Here is a 19,918-nt window from a genome sequence, read left to right on the forward strand (position 1 = left end):
GCCGACGCGGTGGCGGTCTGCGGAGCCGGCGAACGGCGCGGAGGCTACTCTCCGTTCACGAGTCGCTCGCGCCGCTCCCGCTGCGACTCCGTGAGCATGTCGACGGACGTCACCTCGACGAGCGCGTCGTCTTCCATCCGCCGGAACTCGCGGCGGTTCGCCGGGGGACTGTACGCCGATAGCGCCGCTCGGACCGAATCGCCGTCGACGGAGACGTTTTCCGTCTCCCCGCCGACGGACAGTTCCGTCCAGACGGCCTCCTTCGCGACGCGTTCGAGTTCGGCACCGGTGAACCCCGCGGTCCGGTCGAGGAGCCACTCCCAGTCGGCCGCCGAGAGGTCGACGCTCGCGTTGCGGTCGCGGAGGTGAACGCGCAGGATCGAGCGGCGCCCCTCGGTGTCGGGACGCACGAACGGCACCGTGAGGTCGAACCGTCCGGCTCGCTTGAGCGCCGGATCGATGTGCGTCGGTTCGTTGCTCGCGGCGATCCAGATCACCTGTCCGTCCAGCTCTGGATCGGACATGAACTGGAGGATCCGCGCGAACAGCCGCCGATCCACGCCACTGTCGTCGCCGCCTCCCCGTCGACCCATGGTCTGATCGATCTCGTCCATGAACACGACCACCGGGGTCAGCGATCGGATCAGATCGAGCGCCCGGGAGAGGTTTCGCTCCGACTCGCCGACGTACATCGAACGGATGTTGCCCAGCTCCGCGAAGTTGACGCCGCAGGCGTTCGCAAACGCTCGGGCGACGAGGGTTTTCCCCGTTCCGGGGGGGCCAAGGAAGAGGAGTCCGCTCGGCAGCGATCGACGGACCGTCTCGGAGGAGCCGGCCCGCTCCATCAGGTCGCTGATTCGGATCAGTCGCTCTTTGACCGCGTCGAGCCCGCCGACTCCCTCGAAGGCGGACTCCGGGTCGACGCCCGGGTCCGGTTCGGACACCTCGAGAATGCCGCCGCTCTCCTGGGCCAACTGGTCGCGTTTGGCGCGCTTGACGTACTCCGTGGTGAACCGCTGTTCCTCGTCCGCGTTGATCCGGAGTACGAGGTTCTCTAACCCGACCAGGTTCAGCCCCGACGTCCGCTCGGCGAGCGTGCGGAGCTGCTCCGCGATTCCGGACCCGAACCGGTCTTCGAAGCGCGGCCTCGTGGCCCCGTCGAGGCGGATGCCGCTCATCGGGACCACCCGGGCCCCGGCGTACAGCGCCGCGAGGAACTTGAGCCGATCGCCGCGGTCTTCCGGACGGGGTACGTCGATCGTCTCGAAGTGGCTGGAGGCCGACCGGAGGTCGCGCGTCAATCCCTCCGACGAGCCCGCCAGTAAGACGACTTGGTTCTCGCTCTGGAACATCGACGGCGACCGCGCCCACCGCTTTATCGCGTCGGTCACGACGTTCTGGTTCACGTTCGCGGAATCCGGCGGTGAGAGGAGATGGAGGTTGTCGACGATCAGTGCGATCCCGCCGTCGTAGGACCGTTCCAGCAGCTCCTCCATCACGCGAACGTCGCCGTCGAGCGCTTCCTGAGGGCTTCTCGTCCGCGTCGCCGCGTCGCCCCCGTTCGGATCGATCTCAAGGTCGTCGAACGGCGACGGGTCGTCGTCGGGCGTCGCCTCACCTCTGACCGGCCGCTCGAACCCGTTCGACAGCGAGTAGCGGATCACCCAGTCTTTGCGTTTCGCGGCGTTCTCCTCGATTCGGTCGATGGCGGGGAGGTAGCCGGAGTCCGGAGAAAAGGCGTAGTCGTCGACGTTACCGGTGAGCAGGAACACCCGAGCGACGTCCGCCTCGTCTCCGGTGACGAGGGTTTCGAGCCACGGGGGGTCCGTCGAGAGGAACCCCTCCTCGACCCAGAGGCGCCGAACCGCCGGGTCTGCGTCGAGACAGAAGCTCTGTATCCAATCGGGGGCATCTCCGCCGCCGTCCGTCGGGCCCCCCCGAAGCCACCGCGGCGGCCGACCGTCGGAGAAGTTCCGATCGGCGAGATCGCCCGTTTTGATGCCGTACTCGTCGTCGAGACGATCGATCAGGCGTTCGCTCCACCGGGGCAGTGCGCCGAGATCGACCGCGTCGGTGTCGTCCTCCATCTGTGGTCACTCCATGTGGTCTGATAGCTCTTCTCGTATCCGTGCCAGCCGGTCCGCGTGTCGGTCCCGGAAGTCGCGGTCGCGGACCACGTCCAGTTGCGTCTCGTAGTACCGGCGGATAAACGCCTCGTACACCTGTCGGTGTTCGTAAAAGGACGCGCGGTCGGTGGCCACCTCGTGACGGTGTCTGGCGTCGCCGCGAGCGCGCGGTTCGATCTCTCCGTACGTCTCCTTCTCATCTCTGCTGCGCTGAGAACTGTGCTGTTGATCGAGTCGCTCGTCGGAGATCTCGCGGGTGAGATCGTCGATTCGACGCTGGGCCTCCTCTAACTCCCCGGCCGTCTCCTCGAGCGACGCCAACGCCTCGGAGACGGACTCGTCACGCCGCTCGACCGCGGCCGTGACGCGCTCCCACTCGCGCTCGCGGCGCCGGACCAGCGACTCCACCTCCGAGGAGCGGCGCTCGACGGCGTCGATCGCGTCTTGGACGCTCGTGACCGCCACGACGTCGTCGACGCTCGCGGCGTCGAACCGCTGGCGTTCTCGCTCGAACGCTGACCGGAGTTCGGAGAGGCGGTCTGACCGCTCGGCGGCGGCCGCCCGGTACCGGTCTCTGAGCCGGCGCAGCGACTCCCGCTCGCGTTCGAGCAACGCCGCCCTGTGTCCGTCGTCGGAGGAGTCAACGTCGGACTCCACTCGGCTCCCGGCGTCGAGATCGGCCAGTCGCTCGTCGAGTTCGGCCGCTCTGTCGCCGTCGCCGGCGGTGAGGCGTTCCAGGTACGTCAGATCGTGCTCGATCGTCTCGAACTCCTCTCTGATCCCCTCTCGGACGTCTTCATCTAACACGATCCGGCCGACGTACCCTCCCAGTTCGCCGTGTTGCGAACGCGCTTGTCTGAGGAGCCGCTCGACGCGCCGGTCGGCGACGTGGAGTTCGACGAGCGTGTCGAGCGAATCGATCCGCTCTTCGATCACGTCCGCGAAGCCGCGTCGAAGCGCTTGGTCGGCCTCGAACACCTCCTCGCGGAGCCGTCCCTCGAGCTGTTTGTACTCGGAACGCGCCTTCCGTCGGTCCGCCTCCGCGTCGACGCGGTCGGCTTCCGCGGACTCGCTTCTCGCGGCCAGCTCCGTCGAGCGCGAGCGCGTCTCGATAGCGCGGACGCGCTCGTAGAACCCCCCCGTGACCAGCGCCTCGCGCGCGCCCTGGGCGACGCGGTCTGCCCGCTCCGACATCGCGCGTTCGAGGGTTCGGCGGGCCTCGTCGTGACCGAGAGACTTGAGCGTCTCGGCGGCCCGAAGCGCCCCCTCCGGGTCCTCGTCCGCGAGCCGCTCGAACAGGCTCACGATCGGTGCCGCCCCGTCGAGTATCGACTCAGTGGCGACCGTGTCGAGGACTGTCTCGACGACGGGGTCGTCGGCCGGCCGGCCGGAGATCAACTCCGCGATACGGTCGGTCGCGTCCTGTGGTCGGGACCGGACGAGCTCGCGAACGACTCGACGGAGGTCCGCTTCCGGGAGCGTCGAGTCGTTCGCGAGCTCGGCGAACAGCTCTCGGATCCGGTCGTCCGCCTCGGCGGTGCCGTCGTCGTAGCTGGCGCGAATCCGGTCGCGGTTGTGATCGATTTCCGCGTCCAGTCCCGTGAGAACCTCCGTGAGGACGTCGATAGCGCGGCTCCGGCGGCGGCCGTCGTCCTCGGCGGCGATAGTCGTGATCGCGCCGGCGTGTTCGCGGACCCCGTAGACGCCGGACAGCGTGTCGAGAATCGGCGCGACGATCCGCTCGTACTGTGCGAGGTCGCGCAGGCGGTCGAGCTCCGCGACGAGGACGTCGACGCCGACCTCGCTCAGCGCGATTTCGTTTCGGAGCCGGCCGGGTAGCGCCTCGCGGTCGCCGCGTCGGAACGCGCGGACCTCCTCGACCGCGTTCGACAGTTCGAACCGGTCCGACTGGGGTAGTTCGCGGGACCACTGCTTGAGGTTTCCGACGGCCTTGTTCATCACCTGGTAGTCGTGAGCGATCCGGAGGGGGAGGAGGTGGTACAACAGCACCTCTAGGTTCGCGTCTCCGACCGGTCTGTCGCCGAGAAGGCGGAGGGCGTACTCGACCTCGCCGGGCGGGGCGGTCTCCGAGCGGAGCTGGTCCAGTGCCCGTCGCCGGTTGAACGATCCGAGGAGTTCCGTCGACCGGGACTCGTCGTTCGTCCCCGCGCTGTACAGTTGTTTGAGCGCACGGCTTACCGGCTGGGAGTAGCTCCCGCCCTCGCGGGCGCGCTCGGCCTCCGTCAACACGGTCGCGAAGAGGTCCGGCTCGGTCGCCCGGTTGTTCCTGACCCAGCCGACTAGCCGGAAGAGAAACGAGGTGACCGCCCGCGGCGGATCGGCGTCGCCGGCCAGCGTGACGAACAGGACGTTCACCAGCGTCCGACGGCCCGCTTCGTCCGTCGATCGAAACTGTCGTTCGAGCGCCGACTCGGCCGCGTCGCGGACGACCGCCTCGTCGTCCCACAGCGCTTGGACCAGCGCGCGAACGACGCGCCGCGATCCGTTCCCGTCCTCGCCGAGGGCCGTCGCGTCCGCGGCTCGCTGATCGGGGGCACCGCGGCCCGCGGTCAGCCGCCTGAGCGCGGCGTGGTCGACCCCGGATCCGCCGTCGTCGAGGCTCACGATTCCTCCTCGCGACCGGTGTCCCGGTCGCGGCCTCGCTCGGCGTCCCGCTCGGCGACGCGGGCGTCGCCCTCGGCGTCGGTCTCGTCCGCGAGGTGCCGGGCCGGGTCGGGCGCAAACAGCTCCTCGCCGATCGGGTACTGAGCGGAGTGGAGTTCGAACCACTCCAGTTCGGTGAACGGCGTGGCGCGTTCGCGGGTGACCGGCTCCGACTCCTCGATCCCGTCGAGTTCGCCGCGAATCTCCGCCTCGGTGATCGGCTCGGGGATCTCGTAGTCGGCGTCGCTCGGGAGGTCCGGGTCGCCGTGGACCGGGTCGACGTCCGGGACCGCTTCCGGCGGATCGGCGGCGCCGCTCCGGTCGAACTCCGAATCGGCCTGCCGGTCGCTCACCTGACCGGCGACGCTCCTCTCGACCTCGCGGTCGACCCGGGATATCTCCCCGGAGGTGTCGTCCCAAGCGTCGTCGATCTCCTCGCTCGTCCGATCGATGTCACCTTCGAGTCGGTCGGCCTCCGAGAACAGGCCCTTGATATCGTTCAACAGCGACTCCCACCGAGAGACGTTTTCCTCGGCGTCGCTGAAGACGCTCTGTCGGCGTTTCACGACCGCTCACCCGCCTCGATTCGCCTGTGAGCCTGCTTTGCGATCTCCGGCGCCTCCTCCTCGACCGCCTCCGACTCGACCGACCGCCTGAGTATGCTGTCGAGCCGCCAGCGCTCGACGTTGCGTCGGTACTGTTCGTCCGCCGCCTCGGTCGCGCGGTCGTACGCCTCCGCGTCCGCAGCGGGCGTCTCCTCGTTGGTACGTTCGCCGGCGTCGGCGAGGTCGTCGTGGTCCTCCGAGAGGCGGTCGGTGAGCCGTTTGACCCGATCGCCGATCTGCTCGCGGCGGTCTCGAGCGTTCGTCTGCCGCTCGTCGAGCGTCTCGAGTCGGTCACGGAGATCGGACGCTCGCGACCGGGCGTCGCGGGCCTGCTCGTCGAGGTCCGCGTGGCGGCTCGTCTTCTCGCGAACGACCCCGCGGAGGTCCGAGACGATCTCATCGACGGACTGCTCTACCCGCTCGTACTCCCGCCGCAGGTCGCGGAGGTCTCCGAGGAGCGACTCGTATCTGTCGCTGTAGTCGTCGATGCGCCCCATCGAGTCCTCCAGCTTCGCCTTCAGCGCGTCCCACTCCTCGTACAGTCCGTCGATGTCGGTTTCCAAGTTCGAGATCTCGGTTCTGACGTCCGGTAGGTGGGTGTTTCGTATCTCCGAGCGCTCGTTTCGGGCCTCGTTTCTCTCGCTTTCGAGGGATTCGATGTCGGACTTGAGCGAACGGACCGCGCTCTTCCACTCCCGCATGTCGGACTCGTAGCGGTCTGCGTCCTCGTACTGGAACTTGCTCGGTTCCTTGTGGTTCTCGAGCTCGCGTAGCCTGTCGTAGCCGTCGTCGATCCGACTTCCCAGCTCCGGGATTATCTCGTTGTCGAGCTCCCGCGCCCGGTCCTCGAGGTCGCGTTTGCGGTCCTTCGCCGCCTCGAGGTCGCGTTCGGCCGACTCGATCCGGTCTTCCGTGCGTCGGATGTCGTCTCGGATCTCCTCGGCCGTCGCGCGCTCCCGTTCGACGGCCTCGACTAGCTCCTCGATCGCCTGCCTGACGGTTTGTATCTGGGCGGCGAGTTCCCGTAGCTCGTCGAACAGCGGGGCGAGCCGGAGCATCCGCGTCGCTCCGGCCGCTCTGAACGAGGCGAGCGTGTCCACGCTCCGTGCCGTCGCGCGCGCAGACTCGACTCGCGCGCGCTTCCGGTCGCCCTCCCCCGACAGCCGAGCGCCCGTGCGGTCGCGAATCTCGCGGTCGGTGTCGGTCGCGTCCGACATGGTGTCGTACCGGGTTTCGATCCGGTCGAGCACCGTCCGACGTCGCGCTTCGCGGACGACCTCCGCCTCGTAGCCGCTCTCGACGAGCGCTTCCCTCGCGCGTTCGCGGACGGACTCGTACTGGTGGTCGAACGCCGGACCGAGGAGCACGCGGACGATCTCGTTGCTCTCCAGCTCGTCGAGAGCCGAAACGAGCGGCTCCAGTCGGTCGGGGTCGGGCTCACCGGACTCCCACAGACGCTCGATGGCGTCCGTGAACTCGACGAGCCGGTGGTCGACCGCCGCTTCGATCTTCGACTCGACGACCGGGTCGGAACCGACCGCGTCGGGGTCGATATCCCAGAGGGCCTCGTGAATCTCCGGGGGTCTGACCGACAGCCACACCCGGGCGGCGTGTGCGCTGACCTCCGGGTCGAAGGTCGTGCCGGCGCCGTCGACGATCGTCTGAAGCGTCTCGCGGATCGTCTCGTCGACGGCCAGCTCGTCGTCGGAGAAGAAGACGTGTCGCATGTGATCGTCTTGCGCGGGCGTCTCCGTGTGTTGGTGGGGAGTGAGCCCGACGAGAATCTCACCGAGCACGTCGATACCGGCGTGTACCGCGTCGGCATCGTGTTCGTGTTCGAGGAGAAACTCGCACAGCTGCTCCGCGTGACCGCGGAGCCCCCCGATCGCCCGGAGCGTCTCGAAGGCCGTCTCGATCACCGGCTGTCGCTGCTCGACTCTCGTCAGGTCGACCAGCCAGTCGACGACCGCGGGCCCGACGTATCCGACGACGACGAGTTCGGCGACCAGCAGCGAGGGCAATTCGTCGGCTTCGCCGGCGAGGTACGACTCTAACCGCTCGACTGCGTCCTCGGGCGACTGGTGGGAGTCGAACTCCCGCGCCCACGTCCCGAGCGCCTCGAGGGCCGCCCGTTCGACGTCGGCGTCGTAGTGGTTGCGGAGGGGGTACAGAACGTCGACGACCAGCTCCGTCGGGATCTCGGTGATCGACTCCTCGGCGAGCGTCTCCAGCAACGAGACGCGGGGCTGGGTACCGAGCGTCGGATCGACGAGCCGTCTCCTGATGTCCTCTTCGCGAAACGCCTCGATCCGATCGTTAGAGATCCGGTCGTCCGCCTCGGTGACGCGTCGGAACTGCTCTTCGGCGGCCGCCACGGCCTCCGAAGACGTGTCTCTACGGAGCAGGCTGTGTATCTCGTGGAGAAACGAGATGAACACGTGGGGGTGTTCGTGGCGTAGCTCGTAGGCGCGATCGCCGATCGCCTTCACGCCCGCCTCCGATTCGATACCCGCGTTCGTCCGGGACCCGAGGTGTCTAACGAGGCGGACGAGGACGCGTAGTTCCTCGTCGTCGTCCAAGCGCTCGAACGACTCGAGGAACGTCTCCCAGTCCATCTCGCCGGGCAGACCGTCGATACCGCCCTCGGTCGTCGTCGCGACCGCCAGCAGATGGCGCGGATCGAGTTCGTCCGGCTCGAATGTCTCCGACAGCGCCGCCTCCGCCTCCTCGTCCGTCCGCCCGGCGAGGAACCGTTCGAGTCCCTCCGGCGTGAGCGTACGGTCCGAAGTCATATGAACGAGGGAACGAGGACTCCGACGAGCACGCCCGCCAAGAGCGCGAGCTTCGCGTACTCGACCCACTCGGCCGTCTGGGCCTCCTGTAGCTCGTCGATCGAGCGCTGGAGCTCGGTGACGCTCGACCGGAGCTCTCCGTTCGACTGCTCGATCGTCGATGCCACGTCGTCCTGTATCGAGGAGTTGCGGTCGGCCTGCTCGCGGATCTGTTCGAGGACTTCGCCCGACTCGCGTTCGAAGGTGGACGCCGCCTCGTTCATCGGTTCTGCGATCCCCTCCAGCGTCTGGATCGTCTCCGTTTGCCGACGGTTGAGATCGGAGAGCGTCTCGCTCACCTCCTCGAGCCCCGCCAGCGTCTCGGGGACGTTCTCCGCCAACATCTCGCGGGTCTCGGCCTCGCGCTGGATGACGTCGTCCAACTCGCTCACGGTGCGACGCATCGCCTCGGAGTGTTCCGAGAGCTGTTCGAGCCGCGATTTCAGCGCCTCCGAGTTCTCGCGCTGCGTCATGGTGTGCTCGGTCTGCCACTCCTGGAGCCCCTCCATCGACTCCTCGTACACCTCCTCGACGCGCCGGTGTTGAGCGGCCCACTCCGAGAGAACCTCGGTCGTCTCCGAGAGCAGCTGCTGTTGCTCCTGTTGCCACGCCTCGACGTTGGCCGCGATGCGTTCGACCGGTTCGGCGGCGTCTTCTAGGGTGTCTCCCCACTGTCTCAGTCCGTCGAAGTCGTCGACCGTTTGGATCGCCGACGAGAAGCCGGTCACCGCCTCGTCCATCTCCTCGAACGTGGCTTCGAACTGGTCTCCGATCTCGTTGAGTTCGCGCTGGGACTGTTCCAGCGTCTCGACCTGTTCGGTGACCGCGGTGTCGACCGACGTTTCGATCCGATCAGCAGTGTCGTCGAGTGACTCGCTCACCTCCTGTTGGAGGGAGTCCAGCTGCGCCTGTTCCTGCTGTCGCGACCAGTAGCCGACCGCGCCGATCGCGACTGTTCCAGCGACGATAGCCAACGTGATGATGGTGGTGTCAGTTGTGATCATTGGTAAGGGAGAGTCCTTCCGCCCTCGCTTCTCTGTTCAGCGTCGATAGCAACTGCCGCCCCCCACGACGAAGGTCGATGTCCGCGAGCATCTCTTCGTACTCAGCCGTCGAGACGCCGCGGTCGTCGAGCGCGTCGATCAGCCGCTCTGCGTGTAACGACACGAGGATTTCGACGAGCCCCTCGATGACGTCGAGCCGGCCGGTCGCGGCCGGGTACGACGCGCGGATCTCGTCGGCGACGCGGCCCGCGACTCCCAAGTTCATCACCAGCTCTAGTTGGGCGGGCGTCAGCGGCGAGGTGAGCAGCCGCTCGGTCGCGTCGGCCGCCTCGACGCCGTCGACGGCGTCGGCCGCGTCGTTTGCGAACTGCATCAGCTCCGCGATCGTCCGGTAGAACCGCTCGGAGTCGCCGTCGACGCGGTCCGCGTCGGCGAGGAACGAACGTAGCCGGTTCCACTGTCCCGTTTCGGCGAGGGCCTTCACGTACGCCGTCGTCACGGCCGAGTAGTGGGGTTCCGGGAGCTCGAATGGTCCGTCCGTGTCCGCGAGGATGTCCACGACCCGACGGTGTGCGTTTCGCGCGTCCGCGAGGCGGACGCGGTAGCTGTCGGCGACGGCCGCATCGTCGTCGAACGCTTCGAGCCTGTCGATCAGATCCGTGGCCTCCTCGACCGCCAGCACGCGCAGCCGGTTCTCTATCGCCCGTCGGAAGCGATCGACCGTCGGATCCGTCTCGATGACTCGGGTCCAGAGGTCGTACGCGTCGTCCCACCGGTCGCGCCGCTCGGCCGCCCGAGCGGCCATGACCGCGTCGCGTGGGTCCGAGATGTCGGCGGTCGCGTCGACGGGGCCGTACGCGTCGAGGACGTCTTCGGCGACCGACGCGTCGCCGAACTCGTCGGCGACTTCGTACAGGTCCGGGCCGATTCCGTCCAGCGAGTCGGCCGGATAGAGGTGTCGTCGGTAGAATATCAGCGCGTCGGAAGCGCCGGCCCCCTCGCGATGGATGAGCGAGTCGACGGTCGCCGCGAGCAGGGGACGATGGGCAGCCGGGATCGTCCACTCGTCGGCGCCGCGGCTCCACCGTTCAACCGCACACAGCACCTCGTCGTACAACCCCTCTCGGCGACCCAACTCCGTGAGGCCGACGAGCTCGTCGACGTCGTCCCCTCGCCGCCACCTGCGAAGGCCGGTTCCGACCAGCGTCGTGACGGCATCGTGGAAGCCCAACTCCTCGGCGATCCGGATGGTCTCGACGGACTCGCGGGAGTCGACGGACGACTCTATTCGCGCAGCGAGCAACTCGCTCGCGGGGTCTCGAAGGTCTCGGTCGAGGAGCAGCCGAAGCCGGCGTTCGATAGGGATCTCCGTCCGCTCGTCAGCGAGGAGCTCGACGAGCCGGTCATCACTGAGCGCCACCGACGCGCCGTCGCGCCGGACCGCGGTTTCGAGGATCCGAAACCACTCGTCGCGTCGCCGGCAGAAGGCGAACGCCGCCGAAGACAGTTCGGGGTCTGTCCCGGCGTTGTTCGCCAGCAGCCACGCGATCAGGTCGGACTCCGGGTCCCGGTCGACGGTCACGTCGCCCAACTCGGACGCCGAGAATCCGCCGCGAACGATCAGCTGCGCCGTCGCTCGCAGTCCGGACCGATACACCGCGCCCGTATGGGGCGCGGAGAGAAACGACCGAACAGCCTGTATCAACTCGCTGCGGTCGGCGGTCTCCGACCGCGCGGTCTCCCGTTCCGCCTCGACGATCCGCCGCAGGCTCCGCGAGTACACGAGCGAGTCCGCGGTGGGAACCGTCCCGCCGTCGGTCCTGACGAGACCGCCGTCCGGGGGGTCGACGGTATCGTGAGGCACCGACCGGTTGCCATTGTCTGACACGATGGCTTCTGTCAGCCGAGCTCACTTATATCACCCGGTGTACACGAACGGGTCACTCCCCTCCGGAGTCGAGCGCGTGAACGCCGGTGTCCGATCCGACGTACACCGTCCCGTCGACCACCGCCGGCGAGGCGGAGACGCGGTCGCCGACGCGGTGGCGCCAGCGCGGACGGCCGTCGGAGACGTCGAGCGCGTACACGCTTCCCGTGTCCGCTCCGACGTACGCCGTCTCTCCGGCCACTGCTGGCGACGATCGGACCCAGTCGTTCGCGGGGAACCGCCAGCGCTCCTCACCCGTAGCCCGGTCTGCGGCGTACACGTGGCCGTCGTCCGAACCGAACAAGACGGCGTCCCCGGTGACGGCCGGCGACGCGTGGACGTCGCCCTCGGTGTCGAAGGTCCACCGCACGGAGCCGTCGGCCGCGTCGAGGGCGTACAGCCGATTCTGCGAGCCGCCGACGTAGACTCGCCCGTCGGCGACGGCGGGGGTGGTGTGTATCACGAAATCGGTCTCGAAGCGCCACCTTTCGGCGCCCGTGTTCGCGTCGAGCGCGTAGACGTTCCCGTCGTCGCACGCGACGTACACCGTGTCATCGACCACCGCCGGCGACGAGGCCGACGCCTCGCCGTCGGCTCTGAACTCCCACAGCAGCCGGCCGTCGACGCCGTCGAGCGCGTACACGGAGAAGTCGTCGCTGCCGACGTACACCGTTCCGTCCGCCACCGCCGGGGACGACAGCACCCAGAACCCCGTGTCGTAGGTCCACCGGGGGTCACCGGTGTCCGCGTCGACGGCGTGTACCGACTGGTCGGTGCCGCCGACGACCACGACGTCCCCGGCGACGGCCGGAGAGGACCGGATCCGGGAGTCCGTCCGGTAGCGCCACAGCTCAGCCCCGGTGTCGGCGCGCAGGGCGCGCAACGAGCCGTCGTTGCCGCCGACGAACACCGTTCCGTCGACCACCGCCGGCGACGACGCGACGTCCACGCCGGACGCGGACTGCCACCGCGTCCGCACCCCGTCCGTCGGTCCGGCAGTCCTCGCACACGTTCCGGTCCGAGCCAACCCGCCGCGGTACATCGGCCACGCATCCGGGCCGGTGGGGGGGGTCAAGATCGGTCGTCTCCGTCACCGGTTCCCGGGTATCGCGCTCGGAACCGATCGACGCCGCTCCAGCGCGCGCCGCGGCGTCGGTCCCGCCCTCGCGAGGACGGTCCGCGGCGTCGACGCCCGTCGGGGACTCGGCTCGATCGACGCCCCGCCTGCCGCGGGTACTCGGTCGGGCGGCGGATCTGCCCGCCTCGTCGTCGCCGTCGGCCGCGGCAAGGAACGCGTCCCGGAGGGCGTCGCGAAAGGGTCGGAGGTACGTCCGGTTTCGGGGGTCACGCGCGAGGGCTCCCCGAAGCGGTTCGTCGACCGCGGCCGGCACGCCCGGGCTCCGGCTCGGTCGAGCGGGTCGCCCGTCGCCGCGCTCGGGGAGGTGGCCCGTTAACAGCTCGTAGACCACGACACCGAGCTGGTACACGTCCGAGTCGACCCCGATCCCGTCGCGATCAGCGGGAGACCGCATCTCCGGCGACGCGTACTTCGGGGTGATCGTCCGAGCGTCGTGGCGGCGGACGCCACCCTCCGGGGTTCCCGCCCAGTCGATGAGCTTCGGCGCGTCCCACGTCCCCTCGGGGGTGGACGCGAACCGGACGTTCTCGGGCGTGATGTCGTAGTGTCCCACACCTCGACCGTGCGCGTGTGCGACGGCGTCAGCGAGCGCGTACGCGGTCCAGAGCCGGTGGGTGACGTCCAGCTCGTCTCTGCGCTCGGCCAGCGATCCGGCGTCTAAGAACTCCATCGCGTACCACGGCCACGGCTGTCGGCTCCAGTCGAGGACCGTCACCACGTGGGGGTGGCGGTCGATCACGAGCGTCCGCTCGGCCTCAGCGGCGACGCGCTCGCGGGCCTGCGCACCCGCGGTCTGCTGCTGGGACACCTGCTTGAGCGCGGTCGTGATCCCGTGTCCGCGCACCGTCGCCCGACGTATCTCGATCCCGTCCCGCTGTGACAGCGGGGGCTCGTTCCGGTCGTACGCCAACTGGTCCTCGCCGAACGGCGGGAGATCCGGGGCCGCGAACGCGTCGACCGCCGGAACGGCCGGGACGCGCTCGGAGAGGTCTACCTCGTCGGACGACATCTGTCCGACCCTGCGAACGCGATCCACATAGTCCCTCGGGCCTGCGGTCCCCGGCACGCTCCGTCGGGACTCGAACCCCCGACGGGTCGGACAGCACGCGACTCGCGGACGGCGGACCCGGACGACTCGGGCACCCGGTGGTCAGACCGCGACGTGTAGCTCGTCCTCCAGCGCCTCGACCGCGTTCCGGAGGCGCCGACGCTCGGCCTCGGAGAGTCGACTGGTCCGCATGTCGCCCAACGCGGCCTCCACGTCGGCGACGTCGCGCAGTTCCTGTCCGCTCACGTCGTCGATTCGGTCGATCAGGCCCACGAGCCGGTCGATACGGGCGGTCAGGTCTTCCCGCTCGGTCGACGGGTCGGTGGCGGCGGCTTTCAGTTCCGAGGCCTGTTCGAGCGCCTTCACGGCCGCGGTCGACCGTCTCCCCTCGTCGGGTTCGCCCGACGAACCCTCGTCCATCCGCGCCTTGAGGTCGATCAGGTCCGAAAGCCGATCGACGTCGACGTCGGAATCGTCAGCGACCGCGTCGTCGTCCGTCGGACCGGAGCCGTTCACCCGAACCGATCCGATCTGAGAGTTATCGATCCGGACGTTCGTCTCGCTGGAGTTGTCGATCTCGACACTCGTCCGGTCGTTCTTCCGGGGCGCGGACTCGCGCGGGTCGCAGTCGTGGTCGACGACCGCCGCGTGGCTCTCACAGACGGGCCGCCCGCAGGCCGAACACTCCGCAGTCGCAGCCGCACGACAGGCGTGACACTCCTGCATATCTCCTTCTCCGGGCGTGATCGGTTAACGCTTTGCCAGCACTGCGGTAGTTCGCTGCCGCTGTAACTTTGATATGTCTCCGGCCCCCCGTTCATCAAAAATGTACACCGTGGACGGAATGAATCAGTCCGCAGAGTTGGGCGTGGTCTCCGATGACATCTTCGTGAACGGGATGGAAGCAGCGGTGTCCGCTGTTGTTCCCGATGGAGAACACATCAACGTCGAGGTAGACGGAATGAACGCCTCCGCTGACCTGAGTGGACACGGAACGGTCTCTCTCGGACTGAATGGAATGAACGCCCGAGCGACCGTTGACGACTCAATCGATTTGATCGAACGAGGCTCTGTTGAAATCCTCAGCAGTTGATAGTTTTACACCCATAATCGCTCAGGACAGATGAGGCACAGATCGCTCAATACAGAGAATGAGGATAAAGAAATCCAACAAGGTGGCCGCACAATATATTCGAGTAAGACATCGAATCTTACCCCTGTAGAGATTTTCAGAGCGAGCCGACGTTTTTGTGGCGTTGCGTGAGGTATGCGGTCGCTCCACATAACGTAGCAACGTAGATTAATGGGGTAACGAATCCGAATACGTGAATAGCCGCAATGAAATAATATAGCGGCTTAGAGGGATTCCAACCGTTCTCGCTCTGATTCAACGCACGAACGTCCATAATCAGACTCACCGAAAATAGCGGCACCAACAATCCACCGACAAACACCAGCCCGATACCAGTAATGACTGAGAGGAGCGGGAATCCTGCTTCGGCTCCTCGATGGGCAATCCACACGACTGCTGTGAGAATTGGAACGACCGCAACGCCATACCACCAATTAGACTCACGCACTATTCTATGTTTGAATGGAGCGCCGCAGTTCAAAAAACATTCGCCAGCTAATGCTGTCTGCTCAATTTGCGCCCTACATCTTGAACGGTGCCCCGAACATCATCTGAGACTGGTAGGACTTCCGACAGTCGATAACATTTCTTATTGACCGGCTGTTTCACACGATCTTATGTCTGAACAATAGGATTTCAACAGAGCCTCGAACGAGAGATTTCTGGCATGAACGCGGGGGTCAAACGCCGAAAAACGGACGGGTCGAAAAAAGGTCAGGATAGTAAAAAGCCGTCGCGCGACCGACAGGAGAGCAGTCGACCGACAGAAGTGGCGGTCAACAGGTACGGTGAAATCGTCGATGAGGAGGACTCAAATCGGGACTGAGAGCTTCGACGTGTCGAAGTGAGAGGAACCACCGTCCGCTCTTGGTGGTTGTACTGGGTCTGCGTGGCCAGCGATTCCGACCTCGCCACCTCCCTGATGAGGTCGTTTCTCGGGAGTCACTCGACCGCTTCACCGGGGTGACGGAATCCGCGGGCGGGCGGCGACCGTGTCCGAATCGTGTCACGGAGGAGGAAAGTACAAATGTTCAAGTAACGGCTGTCCGCACGTCTCCGTATGGTGGCACTCGACCCGATCGACGCGATGGAGGAGGGCGAGGAGGTCCACGTCGACGACAAGGGCAACATCACGCCCGCGGAAAACGTCGACGACTCCGAGAAGGGCGTGAAAATGAAACCCACGCGGTGGGCGTAACCCGGACTGAAGCGGACACACCAATGAGCGACACGGATCCGGGGACCACGATCAAGCCGCAGCGGTGGCACGGGAGACAGTGGTACGAGCGGGATCGCGAGCGACTCAAACAGGAGGAGCACGTGATGAACGAGAAGTTCCCGCAGTTCTCGCTGTACACCGTCGACGACCAGCTGTACTGGCGCGGGACCCTCCGGTCGAACGACTACAACCGCTACGACGTCAAGGTATTCTATCCGCAGTCGTACCCGTACGAGCCGCCGGAACCGTTCATCGTGGAGCCGGACATCCGCGAGTACAACCCCCCGCACGCCTACAGGAACGGGCGGCTGTGCGTGTTCGAGCAGACGGACGGCACGTGGCAGCGAAACTCGACGATGGCGACGATGGTCGGGCTGGTCGGCGCGTGGATAAACGCGTTCGAACACTGGCGTGCCGGAAACGAGTGGCCGGGCCCCGAAGCGGACTAATCATGTCGGGGACGCGCGATTCCGTCGTCGAGGACCCTACCGTGATCGTCCCCCGGCCCGAGCTGGACACGATCCGAAGCGAAACGGCGGCCGACCGAGCGGACGAAAGCGAGACCGGCGGCGTGCTCATCGGGAGGCGGTTGGACGACGAGCGGCTGTTCTGTGTTGCCGCGACGCGGCCGGGACCGAACGCCGAACACCGCAGAGCGGAGTTCTCACCCGACGTGGACCACGCGCAGTCGATCCTTGACGACTACCGGACCGAGTACGACGTCGTCTGGATCGGGACGTGGCACAAACACCCGGGCGAGATGAACCGCTTGTCCGACGGCGACGTCGCGCAGATGCGCGAGTTCGTCCGCGATCCCGAGACCGTCGACGAGATCGTCGCGATCGTCACGACGTACGTCGACGGCGTCGTGAAGCTCAACCCGTTTTATATGGATCAGACGCGCGAATGGCGTCGCGTCGACGTGGAGTTCGTCGACGGGGTCAAGGAGTACGAGTCCGAGCTCCGCCGCGGAGAGGGCGTCACGGAACCGGACTGGGAGGGCGCCAAGGACCTGCGAGACGCCGAGTCGGACCCGAACACGCCGGACGCCGACGACCCTCGGGAGACTAGGGAAGACCGCATCTCACGGTTCAGCGACGCGCTCGATCGCTTTTTCCGCCGCCGCTGACGCTCCCGGCCGAGCGGCCGTGCGGTTCGCTCCGCGTCCGGCGGTCACCCGTCGCGGCGTCGGACGTCCGACGGCTCTCGTTTGGCCTCCTCGCGGCGTCGGACGTCCGACGGCTCTCGTTTGGCCTCCTCGCGCCCCCGGACGTCAAGGTCGCCGACGGCCGAGTCCATCACCTCGACGGTGGTCTGGTTCTGCTCCGATCGGCCGTTGATGAACGTCTCGATGTCGAGGATCACCTGCCTCGTCGACTCGCCAGCGATCCGGAGCGCCTCCTCGACCATGGCGCCCGGGAGATCCGCGGGGGCGGCGGACCGGCGGTCTCGCTCCGCATCCGCTGGCTGGTCGGACACCGCCTCGACGATCGCCGAGACGTTTTCGCGGACCTCGCGGCTGTCAGTCCGGTCCCACAGGTCGCGGAGACTGGGCACCGCGTCCGCCTCCCGGATCAGATCGGGATCGCTGCGGGCGAGACACCCGAGCACGTCCGTCGCGTTCACGAGCGTCGTGTGCTCGGACGACGAGAGGGACCGAGTGAGAGTCTCCGTGAGCGGTGCGATCGCCGCCGGATCGCGCTCCGCTAGCTCCGCGAGGATCGCGATGACGTTCCCCCGAACCCGCGAGTCGGTTTCCGTGCGGAGGATGGCCTCGAGATCGTCGACGAACGGGGTGATAGCACCGGGTTCTTCGCGCGCGATCGCAGAGAGCGCTCCCGCGGCGGCGATCCTAGTAACCTCGTCCGTGTCGGTCGACAGCCGCGTCGCGAGCCGGTCGACGGTTCGGTCGACGCGGTCCGGGTACGCGTCGGCGAGGTTGTAGACCGCGATCGCGGCGTGGCGGCGGACCTCGCTGTCGGTGGATTCGAGCAGCGCCGCGAGCCGGTCCCGTCCGTCGAGCGCGCCTTGCGGGGCGGACCGCGTCGTGTACGCGAGAGCTTCGACGGCGTTTTTCACCACCGTGTGATGCGGGTCGCTGAGCGCCTCGACGAGCGAGTCGGAGTGACGAGCGACATCGTCCGGGTACGTCTTGGCGACCATCGCGACCAACGCCGACGCGTTTCCGCGGACCGATCGCCGGTCGTCCGCGATCGCGTCCACGGCCGTTCCGAGCGCGCCGTGGACCTCCTCGGGATACTCCGTCGAGACCCGCGCGAGCGCCAACGCCGCCCGCTCGCGGTGTTCGGCCGCCCCGCCCGAGAGGAGCCGCTCCAGCGTCGTCTTGTATCGAATCGCGGCGTGGAGGTCGCGCTCGGCCTCGCGTAACACCGCCGCGACCGGAACGTCGTTCGGGTCGTTCGCGCCCATGATGGGGTCGACTTACTCGTGTGGTAACATAAATCCGGTCCGCGTTCGAACGCCCGCGCCGCACCGGACGTGACGGACAACTGTTAAGAGATCCCGGGGAGAGTGACGCTCCATGTTCGTCACGATTCCGCGCGACGTCGTCGCCGCGGCCGTCGACCGCGCCGCGGCCGTCGACGGCGTCGCCACCGCGACCCTCGTCGGCACCGAGCGGCCGGAGGAGTCGGTCATCCAAGTGTGGGGGCTACGGGACCTCCGTCCGGCGGGCGCCCCGGACGACGGCGACGGGTCGGCCGACCACCGGTCCGCGTTCACGCCGCCGGACGCGACGCTCGCGGCGGCCGGGTCGGTCGCCGTGGGCGACGGACCGGACGCGACAGGGCCGTCCGACGGGGAACCGACGGTGCGGATCGCTCCCGTTCCGGAGGACGGAGAGCGGACCGGAGAGACCGTCGACGTCGACGGAACGACGTGGCGCGTCGTTCTCGACGGAACCGACGGGCCACCGACGGAAGGGGGCGACGGCGTCGCGATCGTTCACGCCGAGCGCGACGCGCGCAAGCGGATCGACGGGTTGGTCGACACGGACGCGCTGGCGGACAGACACGTGACGATCGTGGGGCTCGGAACGGTCGGATCGACGGTCGCGGTCGAACTCGCGAAGTCGGGGGTCGGGAACTTCACGCTGATCGACCCCGATCGCCTGGAGATCCACAACGTCGTCCGCCACGAGTGCGGCGTCGATGACCTCGGTCGGTCGAAACTGGACGCCGTCGCCGACCGGATCCGCGAGACGAACCCCCTCGCGTCGATCGAGACCGCCGCCGTCGACGTGACGGAGCGGCCGGGTGCGCTGGCCGACCGGATCGCCGGCTCCGACCTCGTCGCGGTGTGTACCGACACCGACCCCTCGAAGCTGGTCGTCAATCGCGAATGCCTCGCGGCCGACGTCCCTGCGGTCTACGGCGGCGTGTACGCGGGGGCGATGGGCGGCGACGTGATCCGCGTGGTACCCGGAGAGACGCCCTGTTACGACTGCGTTCTCGGCGACATCTCCGACGACATGGCCCGGGACGAGCGCGTGTCGGGCGAAGCCGACTACGGCCGCGACCCGGACGACCAGCCCGGTCCCGAGCCCGGCCTCAGCGTCGACGTCGGATTCGTCTCGCTGATCCAGACGCGGTACGCGCTGGCGATGCTCTCGGGCGGGATCGGGGACGGGGACCGAGCGCTCGATCGGGACGTGTGCTTCTGGGGGAACGAAGCCGAATACATATTCGATCGGCCGCTCCAGTCGCGGTTCGCGACCGTCTCTTACCGCGAAGACTGCTACACCTGCGGCGGGACGGGGACCCTCAGCGTCGACGACGAGCGGGGCGCCGAGACCGTTCTCGACGGCGTCACCGCAGTCGACGAGGACCCCCGTCCGGGCGGACGCGACTAGTCCTCTCGTTCCACCAGCTGTCCGTACTCGTCGACTTCGTACTCGGTCCCGTCCCCGATCCCCGGCCGGGGTCGCTCACCGGAGTCCGAGTTCTTCGAGGGCTTGGTCGAACGCGTTCTCGACCCCGAGGTTCGCGAGCCGCCGGAGGTCGACGACGAGCCGCCGCCCCCGTCACCGCCGACCAACTCCGAAACGAACCCGAGGACGAAGGCCCCGCCGAAGAACAGGACGGCAACCGCGACCATCGCCTTGAGGGCCCACCAGAGGAGGCCGACGATCGTACCGAAACCCCCGCCGAGCGGACCCGCCCCCAGCGACGGCGCTCCGCCGCCGCCGAGCGGTCCGCTCGGCGG

The 19,918-nt window shown here is 67.6% G+C and carries 15 protein-coding genes and 1 pseudogene; 5 read left to right on the plus strand and 11 right to left on the minus strand.

Annotation, left to right across the window (positions count from 1 at the left end):
- Window positions 1-44: 44 nt before the first annotated feature.
- From EXE46_RS07715 to EXE46_RS07755, 9 genes are all read right to left on the minus strand, one after another.
- Entirely contained in the window at window positions 45-2,087 is a 2,043-nt protein-coding gene (locus EXE46_RS07715) for an ATP-binding protein (RefSeq protein ID WP_137687842.1), read from the minus strand.
- 6 nt (window positions 2,088-2,093) lie between these two features.
- Window positions 2,094-4,751: a hypothetical protein gene (locus EXE46_RS07720; RefSeq protein WP_137687843.1), complete on the minus strand. Its 2,658-nt coding sequence runs from the start codon at window positions 4,749-4,751 to the stop codon at window positions 2,094-2,096.
- A complete protein-coding gene (locus EXE46_RS07725; RefSeq protein WP_137687844.1) occupies window positions 4,748-5,356 on the minus strand; it encodes a hypothetical protein in 609 nt (202 codons plus the stop codon). The genes EXE46_RS07720 and EXE46_RS07725 overlap by 4 nt, the downstream gene beginning before the upstream one ends.
- On the minus strand, window positions 5,353-8,187 hold the full coding sequence (locus EXE46_RS07730; RefSeq protein ID WP_137687845.1) for a hypothetical protein: 2,835 nt from the start codon (window positions 8,185-8,187) through the stop codon (window positions 5,353-5,355). Before EXE46_RS07730 ends, EXE46_RS07725 begins: the two co-directional genes overlap by 4 nt.
- Window positions 8,184-9,230: a hypothetical protein gene (locus tag EXE46_RS07735; RefSeq protein ID WP_137687846.1), complete on the minus strand. Its 1,047-nt coding sequence runs from the start codon at window positions 9,228-9,230 to the stop codon at window positions 8,184-8,186. The genes EXE46_RS07730 and EXE46_RS07735 overlap by 4 nt, the downstream gene beginning before the upstream one ends.
- On the minus strand, window positions 9,217-11,118 hold the full coding sequence (locus EXE46_RS07740) for a hypothetical protein (RefSeq protein ID WP_137687847.1): 1,902 nt from the start codon (window positions 11,116-11,118) through the stop codon (window positions 9,217-9,219). Before EXE46_RS07740 ends, EXE46_RS07735 begins: the two co-directional genes overlap by 14 nt.
- A gap of 52 nt (window positions 11,119-11,170) precedes the next feature.
- Window positions 11,171-12,082 (minus strand): PQQ-binding-like beta-propeller repeat protein, encoded by a 912-nt coding sequence (locus EXE46_RS07745; RefSeq protein ID WP_158413933.1) that lies wholly within the window; start codon window positions 12,080-12,082, stop codon window positions 11,171-11,173.
- On the minus strand, window positions 12,009-13,304 hold the full coding sequence (locus EXE46_RS07750; protein ID WP_137687849.1) for a protein kinase: 1,296 nt from the start codon (window positions 13,302-13,304) through the stop codon (window positions 12,009-12,011). Before EXE46_RS07750 ends, EXE46_RS07745 begins: the two co-directional genes overlap by 74 nt.
- A 141-nt stretch (window positions 13,305-13,445) precedes the next feature.
- Window positions 13,446-14,069 (minus strand): hypothetical protein, encoded by a 624-nt coding sequence (locus EXE46_RS07755; RefSeq protein ID WP_137687850.1) that lies wholly within the window; start codon window positions 14,067-14,069, stop codon window positions 13,446-13,448.
- A gap of 100 nt (window positions 14,070-14,169) precedes the next feature.
- Between EXE46_RS07755 and EXE46_RS07760 the strand changes: the two genes are divergently transcribed.
- From EXE46_RS07760 to EXE46_RS07770, 4 genes are all read left to right on the plus strand, one after another.
- Entirely contained in the window at window positions 14,170-14,436 is a 267-nt protein-coding gene (locus EXE46_RS07760) for a hypothetical protein (protein ID WP_137687851.1), read from the plus strand.
- A 1,099-nt stretch (window positions 14,437-15,535) separates the two neighbouring features.
- Window positions 15,536-15,673, plus strand: coding sequence for a hypothetical protein (locus EXE46_RS16805; RefSeq protein WP_158413934.1), 138 nt, complete (start codon window positions 15,536-15,538; stop codon window positions 15,671-15,673).
- Window positions 15,674-15,696: 23 nt separating this feature from the next.
- Window positions 15,697-16,143 (plus strand): hypothetical protein, encoded by a 447-nt coding sequence (locus EXE46_RS07765; protein WP_137687852.1) that lies wholly within the window; start codon window positions 15,697-15,699, stop codon window positions 16,141-16,143.
- A 2-nt stretch (window positions 16,144-16,145) separates the two neighbouring features.
- On the plus strand, window positions 16,146-16,823 hold the full coding sequence (locus tag EXE46_RS07770) for a Mov34/MPN/PAD-1 family protein (RefSeq protein ID WP_137687853.1): 678 nt from the start codon (window positions 16,146-16,148) through the stop codon (window positions 16,821-16,823).
- A gap of 44 nt (window positions 16,824-16,867) precedes the next feature.
- Here the strand turns inward: EXE46_RS07770 and EXE46_RS07775 are convergent, their stop codons facing one another.
- Window positions 16,868-18,124 (minus strand): HEAT repeat domain-containing protein, encoded by a 1,257-nt coding sequence (locus EXE46_RS07775; RefSeq protein WP_137687854.1) that lies wholly within the window; start codon window positions 18,122-18,124, stop codon window positions 16,868-16,870.
- A gap of 112 nt (window positions 18,125-18,236) precedes the next feature.
- On the opposite strand from EXE46_RS07775, the gene EXE46_RS07780 reads away from it, so the two are divergent.
- The gene (locus tag EXE46_RS07780; RefSeq protein ID WP_137687855.1) at window positions 18,237-19,565 is read left to right on the plus strand and encodes a ThiF family adenylyltransferase; all 1,329 of its coding nucleotides are present in this window, start codon (window positions 18,237-18,239) and stop codon (window positions 19,563-19,565) included.
- Here the strand turns inward: EXE46_RS07780 and EXE46_RS16810 are convergent.
- Window positions 19,562-19,918: pseudogene (locus EXE46_RS16810) on the minus strand (hypothetical protein); the annotation flags it as partial. The gene EXE46_RS07780 and the pseudogene EXE46_RS16810 overlap by 4 nt on opposite strands.

Origin of the sequence: Halorubrum sp. GN11_10-6_MGM (genome assembly GCF_005435165.1) — an archaeon.
Classification (GTDB): domain Archaea; phylum Halobacteriota; class Halobacteria; order Halobacteriales; family Haloferacaceae; genus Halorubrum.

Bases quoted from the DNA above. Each gene is read 5' to 3' on its own strand.
- EXE46_RS07715 (WP_137687842.1), bottom strand. From the start codon at position 2,087: ATGGAGGACGACACCGACGCGGTCGATCTCGGCGCACTGCCCCGGTGG.
- EXE46_RS07730 (WP_137687845.1), bottom strand. From the start codon at position 8,187: ATGACTTCGGACCGTACGCTCACGCCGGAGGGACTCGAACGGTTCCTC.
- EXE46_RS07735 (WP_137687846.1), bottom strand. From the start codon at position 9,230: ATGATCACAACTGACACCACCATCATCACGTTGGCTATCGTCGCTGGA.
- EXE46_RS07750 (WP_137687849.1), bottom strand. From the start codon at position 13,304: ATGTCGTCCGACGAGGTAGACCTCTCCGAGCGCGTCCCGGCCGTTCCG.
- EXE46_RS07755 (WP_137687850.1), bottom strand. From the start codon at position 14,069: ATGCAGGAGTGTCACGCCTGTCGTGCGGCTGCGACTGCGGAGTGTTCG.
- EXE46_RS07760 (WP_137687851.1), top strand. From the start codon at position 14,170: ATGTACACCGTGGACGGAATGAATCAGTCCGCAGAGTTGGGCGTGGTC.
- EXE46_RS16805 (WP_158413934.1), top strand. From the start codon at position 15,536: ATGGTGGCACTCGACCCGATCGACGCGATGGAGGAGGGCGAGGAGGTC.
- EXE46_RS07765 (WP_137687852.1), top strand. From the start codon at position 15,697: ATGAGCGACACGGATCCGGGGACCACGATCAAGCCGCAGCGGTGGCAC.
- EXE46_RS07770 (WP_137687853.1), top strand. From the start codon at position 16,146: ATGTCGGGGACGCGCGATTCCGTCGTCGAGGACCCTACCGTGATCGTC.
- EXE46_RS07775 (WP_137687854.1), bottom strand. From the start codon at position 18,124: ATGGGCGCGAACGACCCGAACGACGTTCCGGTCGCGGCGGTGTTACGC.
- EXE46_RS07780 (WP_137687855.1), top strand. From the start codon at position 18,237: ATGTTCGTCACGATTCCGCGCGACGTCGTCGCCGCGGCCGTCGACCGC.